The 10,254-nt window shown below is 38.7% G+C and carries 7 protein-coding genes and 1 tRNA gene; 4 read left to right on the top strand and 4 right to left on the bottom strand.

Features of this window, described 5'->3' with window-relative positions:
* Nucleotides 1-1,032: 1,032 nt before the first annotated feature.
* The 3 genes from BO222_RS10425 to BO222_RS10415 all read right to left on the bottom strand — a co-directional run bounded on the left by BO222_RS10425 (nucleotide 1,033) and on the right by BO222_RS10415 (nucleotide 6,320).
* Nucleotides 1,033-3,000, bottom strand: coding sequence for a bifunctional homocysteine S-methyltransferase/methylenetetrahydrofolate reductase (locus BO222_RS10425; protein WP_083647792.1), 1,968 nt, complete (start codon nucleotides 2,998-3,000; stop codon nucleotides 1,033-1,035).
* A complete protein-coding gene (locus tag BO222_RS10420; RefSeq protein ID WP_075820738.1) occupies nucleotides 2,997-5,474 on the bottom strand; it encodes a homocysteine S-methyltransferase family protein in 2,478 nt (825 codons plus the stop codon). The genes BO222_RS10425 and BO222_RS10420 overlap by 4 nt, the downstream gene beginning before the upstream one ends.
* Before the next feature lie 141 nt (nucleotides 5,475-5,615).
* Nucleotides 5,616-6,320 carry a vitamin B12 dependent-methionine synthase activation domain-containing protein gene (locus BO222_RS10415; protein WP_075820737.1) on the bottom strand — a complete coding sequence of 235 codons (705 nt, stop codon included), beginning with the start codon at nucleotides 6,318-6,320 and terminating at the stop codon, nucleotides 5,616-5,618.
* A 116-nt stretch (nucleotides 6,321-6,436) separates the two neighbouring features.
* On the opposite strand from BO222_RS10415, the gene BO222_RS10410 reads away from it, so the two are divergent.
* A complete protein-coding gene (locus BO222_RS10410; protein ID WP_075820736.1) occupies nucleotides 6,437-6,844 on the top strand; it encodes a DUF4430 domain-containing protein in 408 nt (135 codons plus the stop codon).
* A 45-nt stretch (nucleotides 6,845-6,889) separates the two neighbouring features.
* Entirely contained in the window at nucleotides 6,890-7,417 is a 528-nt protein-coding gene (locus BO222_RS10405) for a hypothetical protein (RefSeq protein ID WP_083647791.1), read from the top strand.
* Nucleotides 7,418-7,482: 65 nt separating this feature from the next.
* Here BO222_RS10405 and BO222_RS10400 read toward each other — a convergent pair whose 3' ends face one another.
* A complete protein-coding gene (locus BO222_RS10400) occupies nucleotides 7,483-7,866 on the bottom strand; it encodes a VOC family protein (protein ID WP_075820735.1) in 384 nt (127 codons plus the stop codon).
* A 266-nt stretch (nucleotides 7,867-8,132) separates the two neighbouring features.
* Here BO222_RS10400 and BO222_RS10395 point away from each other — a divergent pair.
* Both BO222_RS10395 and BO222_RS10390 read left to right on the top strand, forming a co-directional pair.
* Nucleotides 8,133-8,208, top strand: a tRNA-Lys gene (locus tag BO222_RS10395).
* 370 nt (nucleotides 8,209-8,578) lie between these two features.
* A complete protein-coding gene (locus BO222_RS10390; RefSeq protein ID WP_075820734.1) occupies nucleotides 8,579-8,893 on the top strand; it encodes a hypothetical protein in 315 nt (104 codons plus the stop codon).
* Nucleotides 8,894-10,254 lie beyond the last annotated feature (1,361 nt).

Genomic DNA, 10,254 nt, shown 5'->3' with positions numbered 1-10,254 from the left:
GCGATAAAGTGCGGAAAATCACTCAGTTTTTATCGTATTCGTGAGGCTTGAAGCCGAAAAATGGCTGATTCCAGATAAAAATTTCTGGTAGATTCTGAACACCACGATGAAGTGCGGAGCAATTCGCACTTCTATCTGCTTAACTTAATGACATTGTAAAACATATATACAGCCGATAATGCCAAAGACAGAAAAGGCCATATGAAAATAATATTTAATTTTTCGGGTGCCCAGATCATTCCACATATTATTGTTATCAGCGAAATAAGAAGATAGAAATAAAAGTGAATTCGTAGAGCTGATATCTGATTTCCTCTCAATTCTTTTTCCTGCCAGATCTTCATTCCCGCATTAAATATGATCTGCACCATGATAAAGATTCCAAAAGTGATAATCGTTGAATTCCATCCTCCTCGTCCTAGTCTTGGTTCCGTGAATAGTAAAACGATCAATCCTATAGTGTTGAGTAAATCCAAAAGAAACCTTTACGCATGTTGCACCTCCCAATGTTCAATTTTTTACTCATTCTAATGAGTTGATCCTGTTGAATATAAAATTAATCGTTTTTTTTATCTTCCTTAGTGTTTCTGCATTCAATTATATTTTGTCTTCTGATTATAAAAGCTCGAACATTTAACCTATTTTATTGTCTTTGAAACAGGATTGAATTTCGTTACCTTCAGTAAGGGATTGCTGAATTCTTCAGTTTTTCTTCGTGTTATTGTTTCTACAAGACTTGGACGTGATTGCCGGTAACTGCTGCCTGGATCGAGTAGATAAAGGTGCTGATTCTAAAAGTAAGACGAGCTGACAATGCAAAATACTTTTTAAACAGCATTTCTTTCTTTGTATATTTTATATACATATTTTTCGTATTTTTTAGCAGAGAGTGGTCATGTAAGCCAGATTGTTATTACTTCCGTCTTTGCGTAACATTTTAATACGAGCATCCACTATAATCTATTATCAAAATTCTCTTGGGATTTTATCCGATCGTTACTATCTTTTAATCGGTCAAAAATTATGATTTTTTTAATTCAGCTTTTCTTCTTCCATTTTTCTGATTTGTTCTACGATTTTCTGACTGAGAGAAACTCGTTTAAATGGCGTCATGATATAGTACCCATCAACATCATCACCCATCTGATCCGCAGTTTTAAGGACAATACTGAGTGCTAATTGTTCCGCCTCTTCCCTGCTTAAAACCTTATACTTTTCAATGATCGATTCTGGAATATCCATCCCGGATATTTCGTTTGCTAAAAACAAAGCGTTTTTATAGGAGACAATAGGCATTAATCCTCCCATAATCAAACCTTTGAGTTCTTTTCTCGCCCTTTTCAGATTCGAAATGGCTCGATCAGAAAATGCGGGTTGAGTCAGAAACCCTTCCATTCCATTAGCTTCCTTTTCCTTTGCGATTCGAATTTGAACGTCAAAGTTTCTTGCATTGATATCAAGTGCTCCATACATATGAAAAGGTGTACAGGTTTTGCTTTCGCCTAAGGTTTTGACAAAGCCGGCAAGCATTCTTGAATTGAATGAATAGACTGCACGAACCTCCTGCCTTAAATCGGATGGCAGAGGATCCCCGGTAACCAGTAAAACATGATGGACATCCTCAATACTCAGCCCCAGCAGCAAAGCTTTAATTGCGTTGAGATTTCGGTCTCTGCAGGTCATGTGCGGAAGAACTTCTATTCCAGCTTCTCTTTTGATTTTGCATGCCAGAATGGAGGAATCTGCTCGAGGCCTTCCAATTGGATTGTCAGCAATTGTAACCATGTCAGCTCCACTGTGTTTCAGCCGGCTGACTCCTTCTAAAAAGAATGAAATGGAATCATTGGCTGGTGGATCAAGTTCAACCAGATAGGATTTTCGTTTTGCCGCATGATTTTTCAGAAGGATCCCTGGTTCTTTTCCATCCTTAAATGAATTTGGATTTGGTATTCCCAGTTCAGGATCTTCGTCTGAATGAACTTTTTTTTCTGTCTCCTGTGCTGAGCACTTATTCAAGTGATCCACATCTTCAAGAATCTTTTTCTTTTCCTGTTCAAGTTCCTTAAACAGTGCAGAAATATGTTCAGGCGTTGTACCGCAGCAGCCTCCAAGGATCACTGCTCCATGATGAATTAAAGAAATCATGCCAGAAGCAAAATAGTCCGGAGTTCCATCGTAAACTGTTCTTCTCGATAAGATACTTGGATATCCAGCATTAGGCATTACAGATAACGGCTTATGCAATTCAGGAAGATCCTTCACCAGATTCAGAAGATGAGAAGGACCGCACATACAGTTAAACCCAACAGCATCAACAGATTCCATCTGATCCAGTATTTTGATCTGTTCAATGCCCGATTTACCGCTTCGGGTAATTCCATCCGCAGCGCAGGCAATTGATACAAGAAGAAAACTATCCGAACATGTATTTTTTAACCAGTCAGCTATTTCATCAATCCACTCAGTATCCGGTAAGGTTTCCATCAGAAAATTACGGACTCCCTGTTCAAGAAAGATTGAGATCAGTTTCTGATAGATCAAAAGTGAATCCGATTTTGCTTCAGCTGAAATAGGTCCCAGATCGGCAAATACATAGATTTCTTCATGACAATCTGATTCTTTAATTGCCTGTCTGGCGTTAAAAACAGCAGCCTGAATCAAATCTGAAATGTATTCTTCTTTTTGTCCAGAAAGATTTTGGGCCAGCTCATCAGCTAAGGAATAGGTATTGGTTTTAATGGCTTTGCAGCCGGCTTGAATATAGTCTTTATGGATTTGAACAATCGTATCTGGATCCATCCGATTAGCCGCTTCTGTTTTTGTTGATGGTTTTGATGTATTTTGTGCAAACAACGTCCCCATTGCTCCATCAAATAAAAGCAAATCGTCTGCTGGCCATTGAGAAAGAATACGCAGATCAGAATTCTGTTTGAAAGTTTCTCTGATTTTCGAATTTGAATCAGCATTTATCTTTGTATTGATTTTTGATGGATAACTCATTGACCAAACACCTTTCTGGCAATTGCCACGGATGCTCTTGCATCTTTAGCATAGTAATCCGCCTTGATATCCTTTGCAGCTTCTTGCGTTAATACAGCTCCGCCAACCATGATTACCGGTGGATTTTTTAATGTATGAAGCAAGGCAATCGTTTCCTCCATCGAAGGAATTGTTGTGGTCATAAGCGCTGAAAGACCAACCAACCGAATCTGATGCTTTTCAACCGTTTCTAAGACCAGCTGCGGATCTGTATCCCGTCCTAAATCAATCACCTGATAACCATAGTTTTCCAGAAGAGTTTTAACGATATTTTTTCCAATGTCGTGAATATCTCCCTTGACTGTCGCCAGGACGATCTTGCCTTTCTGAATGGAGCCAGTTCCCTTTTCGGCCATCGACTCCTTTAAAACTTCGAATACTTTCTGCGCTGCTCCGGCTGCCGATAACAGCTGCGGCAGATACAGTATCCCGTTTTCATAATCCTGCCCAACCTGATCAAGTGCTGGAATCAGATATTTTTCAGTAATATCCAACTCAGAGCAAACTGCATTATTTAAAAGATTTCTGGCTGCATGGGCAGCTTCACTTTCCATTCCATTTTTAATGGCATGAATCAGATCATTCGATTCAGACTGTGGAGAATTCAAATTCTCACTTTCGTTTGAATGATCTCCAGCAACTTCCAAGAATCCGGAAGCGGATTCTGATGGTTCTTTATGAAGCTGGGCCTTCCTTCTGGATTCTTCTTTACTTTTCTGTTCCTGAAGAGCAAAACGATCGATATACGCTCTGGCTCCTTTATCCTGATTATTGATCACCTTAAATGCTGCAACTGCATCCATCAGTTCCTTTGTGTTTGGATTAATGATAGCCAATCGAAGACCTTTGCTGAGTGCTCCGATCAGAAATGTCTGAGTGATCAGAATTCTAAGGGGCAAGCCAAAGGATATATTTGAAACGCCAAGAATCGTTGGGATCCCCTGCAAATCAGCCCATTCTACTGTCTGTAAAGTTTCGAGCGCCTGATCCTGTTGGGCACTCAATGTTAAAGTCAGGGCATCAATCCATAAATCCTTTTTATCAATACCCATTTGATCCGCTCGATCAATAATCTTTTTGGCAATCTCAATTCGCTTTTGAGCATCTTCAGGAATTCCTTCATCATCAAGACATAAAGCGACCAGGCATGTATTGTATTTTGCAGCAATCGGTAAAATGGTATTTAGCGATTCTTCTTTCCCGTTCACAGAGTTGATGGCAGCCTTTCCGTTGACTACTCGCAGCCCATTTTCAAGAGCTTTTGGATTGGATGAATCAAGAATCAGAGGCAGATCACAGACGGATTGAATCTTCTTTATAGCAGCTGGAAGCATGACTTCTTCATCCACTCCTGGATACCCAACGTTAACATCGAGCAGATCTGCGCCAGCTTCCTTTTGTTCAAGGGCAAATCTTGCGATCACATCCAGATCCTGATCAAGGAGAGCTTTTGCAAACCGCTTTTTACCCGTTGGATTAATCCTCTCACCAACTACGCCAACCTGATCACTGTAGAATGCTTTTGATGCCGAGCAGACTCCATACCTTTTTGTGACATCTCGAGAAACAGGCTTTTTGTTTTCTGTCAGCTTTTCGAGGATTTGGATATGCTCTGGATTCGTTCCACAGCAGCCTCCAAGAAGATTTACACCACTCTCGATGAACTTCTTTGCAGCTTCTTCAAATTTCTGCAGACTCATGGCATATTTTCCGGTTCTTGGATCCGGAAGGCCGGCATTGGGTTTGGCAAGAACTGGAAGACTCGTTAAATGACTTAACTTGTCGATCAGTTCAACCATCTGTGAAGGACCTAATGAGCAGTTCAACCCGATGGCATCCGCCTGAAGGGATTCAAGAGTTAATGCCATGGCTTCAAGAGAACAGCCTGTAAAAGTTCTGCCATTGGCTTCAAAAGTCATGCTGACCAGAACTGGCAAATCACTGTTCTCTTTTGCGGCCAGTAAAGCAGCTTTGGTTTCATAAAGATCAGTCATTGTCTCGATGACAATCAAATCGGCTCCCGCTTTAACACCAGCCTTTACCACTGAAGCAAATGCGTCGTAAGCTGCTTCAAAACTTAACGTACCCATTGGTTCCAATAATTGACCTGTCGGTCCTACATCCAGGGCAACCAAGGTGTCTGTCCCTTTGACCGCTTCTTTGGCATTCTGTATTCCAGCCTGAATAATCTCTTCAAGACTTTCATTCAGATCCTTGATTTTTAAAGGATTTGCCCCAAATGTATTGGCGTAAATAATATCTGAGCCTGCATCAACATATTCTTTATGTATTTCCTGCATGACTTCAGGTGCTCGAAGATTATAGAGTTCCGGTATTTCAGCATAAGGCAAAACCCGCTGCTGAATCATTGTTCCCATCGCTCCATCAAGCAAAGTAAATCCTTTTAATCGGTCTTTAAACTCTCTTTTATTCATAATCGTTCTCCACTGTTTCGTCATTCCTGGTCGATTTTTTTCAACTTTTCACTTCGACTTTCAATTTCGACTGTCAATTCCTGGTTTTTTCTTAGTTGTTAATTTTTGATCCTTCTACATCTGCTTGTTTAGCTTCTGGTTTCAATATGAGATGGTCTTTGAATACTCACATTTGGATTTCATTGTGCATTCGTCACAATTATGATTCTTTTGCTTTGAAATCTTGGTTTCCATACTGCAGCAATCCATGATCATCTGATTCTTTACACCTGCAAAAGCAGTAATGCTTTTCGTCGGATTCATCATCAATGAATCACTTAAATAAATCCCGCATTTTCTGCTCAGATCAAATTCTCTGAAAAGATCTTTCTGTAGTTTTAAAGGTAAATCGCCGTAGCCGCATGAAAATCTCGGTAGTAGTCTGATATCAGGCAGATCCTGCTGGATTTCCTGTTCAATCTGATCCATTACACTTTCAATTGCAGAAGATCCAAGTGAATCAAAAAGCAAGGCATCCGATGCATTGACAAGACTTTTCGAGGCAAGCTTCTGATCAAATCCAATCGACAGGGTTCCAGCCATAAAAACAACCTGTTTACATTCTTGAAGCCGTTTGGCGGCAAGCTCACCTTCCAGAACGATTGAAGTGCCTTTTAGTGCAACTTTGTTATCAAGAAATTCAAGATCAAAGAGCCGCCAGTAGGTTTTTGGCATAACAGAACTTTGAAGTTCCTCATGAAGCTGATCCATCTTCATTACAAGTTCATTCTGAAATGGCTTTTTACAACCTGAATAAATCAGAGCTAGATCCAGATCGACTCCAGGAATCATAACTTTTTTATTCATTGATTCACCTTCTTTCATTTACAGCCGCAAAATCTGTTTGACATAAATTGAATTATAACGAAAACTATTACCAGCAACTTAAAATCACAACTTTAAATACATGAGAGGGACTGCCTATGAAGAAAACCACATCTATTTTGCTTGGATTATGTGTACTTGGAGCTGCTGGATTTCTTGGAATCACAGCTTTATCAAGCAAACCAACAGATTCAAAGGATGTTGATAAAGAAAAACAGAAATCGTTGACTGTTGAGGTTATCCATAAAGATGGAACAAAAGCAACTTATGAATATGTTACTGATCAGTCATACCTGGGAGATCTGCTGCTTGAAGAAGGATTAATCGCTGGAGAAGAAGGCCCTTATGGTCTGTTTGTTAAAGAGGTCGATGATGAAAAGAGCAATTTTGAACAGGATGGTTCCTGGTGGCAGCTGCTGACTGATGGAAAGCCTGCAGATCAGGGAGTTGATGAGACTCTGATTGAAGACGGTTCAGTTTATACATGGACCTATACAAAAGAGTAATCTCCCCACTCTGGAAAAATAGTTACAACCTTAAACCTGACTTACATGAAATCTCTGAAAACAATTCGTTTAATCACTTTGTATTCCTGCCTTGGAGCCTTAATCTTCGCTTTAAAAATGGTTATGGCTCCCTTTCCAAATATTGAACCAGTCACCTTAATGGTTATCGTGCTTGGCAGTACCTTAGGAATTCAATCCATATGGGCCATCCTGATTTATATCTTATGTGAAGTTCTTACATGGGGGGCTAATATCTGGGTACTTAATTATCTGTATCTTTGGCCATTGCTTCTTGTGATTTCCTGTCTTCTTAGAAAATCCAATTCAGCCTTTGTTTATGCCTGTACAGCTGCTCTATTTGGTTACTGTTTTGGTGCATTTTGCGCTATACCGATGATTTTTATCTCTGGTATTAGTGGAGCCATCGCCTGGTGGCAAAGCGGTGTTCTTTTTGATCTGATTCATGGAACAAGCAATTTCATCCTGGTCTTGATACTCTATCGTCCACTTCATAAAGTACTGAGTGAATTGCTAAATCGATTTATTCAGCTTAAAAACTCTGCAATCAGATAAATCTCCTGATTGCAGAGTTTTTTAAGGACTTCTTTAGTAAATCGTAAGTAACTTTAATTATGAGCTCAAATAGTAATTTCGATTGGATGACCTTCAACAGAAGCTATGACGCTTTCATAATAACCATCTCCAGTCATCCTTGGCCCATTCATTGTTTCATAACCAGCTTCTTGAAGTTCTTTGGTCAGTCGGTCTACTTCTTCTTTGTTTCCTACGCTGAAAGCAAGATGAGCATATCCTGTTCTTGGGGTTTCAAAATTTGCCTTAAGCAATCCTGGTTTATTCATAATCTCCAGTCTGGCTCCTTCGTCAAATTCAATAAAATAGGACGAAAAGCCGGTTTTTGGATTATGGTAAATCTCATTGCTTACTCCTTTAAGCATCGTTGTGAAGAAATTTTTTGCTTTTTCCAGATCCTCAACATAAAGTGCAGCGTGTTCAATTTTCATAAATTCTCCTTTTCTCTTCAGTACTCCTAATTGTAACGAAATATCTGCCCAAGACTTGAAACTTTTGTATCAGTTAAGATCCATTCAAACTTTTAGAAAACCATAACAACAGACCGTATGCGTCATTTATGCGCTTAATTAAATTCAAATAAGCTCAAAATGATCATTTTAAATTTCAGATACTTTTTCTTTGATTTCCTGTTTTAATGTGATATTATTTTCGAGCAAGCAACGAAGTTACTTGTAAAACAAACAATCTAATCAATGGATCCTTAGCTCAGCTGGCAGAGCAACTGACTCTTAATCAGTGGGTCTAGGGTTCGAATCCCTAAGGATCCACCATTTTAGACAATAAACCTTATTTATAAATAAGGAAATAAATATTTGTATGTCATTCTTATGACATACTTTTTTTATTTCTTCATTATGCTTTTTATCAGGCAGTATTAGCGCTCTTATATCACTATAATTCTCTCTTGAGTTTTAAAATACAAACAATTTCTTCCTATCTCTAAAGAATATCCTTACCTCATTTAAATTCCAAAATGAAAGATATGTATATGGTTATCGAAACATTTATTCTTATTTAAGGAATTTTTCAGCAATATTATCAAAAAATAAAATTTTTATAATCTCTATAGTTCATCAGTTTTTTTTGACTTTATTTACTAGAATACAATTAGTTAATCTCAACCACAAAGGAGGATAGGATATGCAACAGCTTGCTCTTGGCTTATTAGCAGCTATTGGATGTGGATTTGTTGTTCGCTGGATATATAGAAACAAAGAAAAGCTTGAAGTTCCATTTCTGATCAAATTCACTGGAGATTTTAAAAACGCCGACATTCGGGATAATAAGACATTATCCAGAGTCGGAAAATGGGTGCGTATCGGCGAAGGTTCTTATCGGGCTCAGTGTAAAATAAGTGAAGCCAAATTAAGACAAGTGGTTGAACAAGAATATCCACACATTCCTAAAAAAGACATCATTGTATACAACACAACAAATGCATATGCCGGTTTATAGATCAAACTGATACTACAAAGGTAATTTTGCAGACTTACAAATCAAGACATTAAATTAAGATGTCGATCCTCTCGTTTTTTTCGATAGGATCGACTTTTTTTCTTTGTTATTTACAGAGTATTTTCAGAGTCAGGAAATGACTTCCGGCATCATAAGAGGTCGAAAATCCTCCTGTTTCAGCATTGGTATGTTTGGCACGGTCCAATCCGTATAAGATTGAAATCGGTTTTTAGGACGGATTATAGAATTTGAGAAACTAATTTTGTAGGTAAGGGTAAAAAATGAAAGATGGAGTTAGACAGGTTCCATTGGTGAATACACCCCATCCGTTTTATGAACTTCATATTCTTATTTCAATATTTGCATTCTTTCTTTTTAACTTGCTCTTTTTAGGTTCATACCATTCTGTAAATCCAAGAGCTCGTCGAGCAATCACAAAGCGGCTGCCTGGTGAGTACTGGTCTGCAACATATTCTGATACTTCTTTATTCCCAATTCTGCTTCTATAAAAGGCACTGACAATATGGTTCAGTTTTTTTCCATGGTTTCTGGATTTCTTCTTTCGTAAACTGATCTCTTCTAGAGCTACAGACCAACCTTCTGATTCAGCCTGTTTAGAAATAGAAGTCAGAGTCTGCTAAAGTGGAGCATTTTCTCAAAAAAAAAAAAAAAAAAAAAACTAACCGTTTTTGATTCTATGTTAAAAAGCTCCATTTCTGTATAGCTGTTATGAAATGACCTTTGTCAAGAGTGAATAAGAAGACATATTGCCCCCTTACCCCCATTGATAGTCTTCATTTTGGTTCGATGGTAGACAGCACTTCACAGAAGCTGCACGGCAATTGGCCCCGGCTTTTGGCCACTCTGTTATACGTGGATTGGTTACCAACAGGTCAATGGTTCGCCAGGAGTGGAGCTGTCTCAATGCGTGGATCACTGCTGTTACACAGGCCAACAGAGTTATAACGCCCATCACTCAGACCTTGCACAGGCAGCTTCTCTGAACTGCTGTCAAACACCTGAACTAAAATGGTAGATTGCAGGTTAAAACTCGTTGATTCTGATATGAAAGCCCCCCTTGTCAAGGGCGCACTGAGGGCTAACTAATTTATTTTTTAACTACATAAAGGGATTAGTGAATGTCATGCATAAATCCTGGAATGGATTCATCAGCTATTTAAACCAATCTGATATACGTGGATTTTCACAGGTTAATGGTTTCGCTGAGACCCCACCATCTAAAAACGCGGATTAACATAGAATTATCGTGGATAGTCAAACCTCTTACTTCCAGGACTTATGAATGACATTCATTTCTCTGAACTTTATTGTCAATTGTTCGTTAACTTCAGATAAAAAGA

The sequence above is a fragment of the Ileibacterium valens genome (assembly GCF_001945525.1).
GTDB classification, from domain to species: domain Bacteria; phylum Bacillota_I; class Bacilli_A; order Erysipelotrichales; family Erysipelotrichaceae; genus Ileibacterium; species Ileibacterium valens.
This window is presented reverse-complemented; position numbering and strand designations above follow the sequence as displayed.

Bases quoted from the DNA above. Each gene is read 5' to 3' on its own strand.
- BO222_RS10425 (WP_083647792.1), bottom strand. From the start codon at position 3,000: ATGAGTTATCCATCAAAAATCAATACAAAGATAAATGCTGATTCAAAT.
- BO222_RS10420 (WP_075820738.1), bottom strand. From the start codon at position 5,474: ATGAATAAAAGAGAGTTTAAAGACCGATTAAAAGGATTTACTTTGCTT.
- BO222_RS10415 (WP_075820737.1), bottom strand. From the start codon at position 6,320: ATGAATAAAAAAGTTATGATTCCTGGAGTCGATCTGGATCTAGCTCTG.
- BO222_RS10410 (WP_075820736.1), top strand. From the start codon at position 6,437: ATGAAGAAAACCACATCTATTTTGCTTGGATTATGTGTACTTGGAGCT.
- BO222_RS10405 (WP_083647791.1), top strand. From the start codon at position 6,890: ATGAAATCTCTGAAAACAATTCGTTTAATCACTTTGTATTCCTGCCTT.
- BO222_RS10400 (WP_075820735.1), bottom strand. From the start codon at position 7,866: ATGAAAATTGAACACGCTGCACTTTATGTTGAGGATCTGGAAAAAGCA.
- BO222_RS10390 (WP_075820734.1), top strand. From the start codon at position 8,579: ATGCAACAGCTTGCTCTTGGCTTATTAGCAGCTATTGGATGTGGATTT.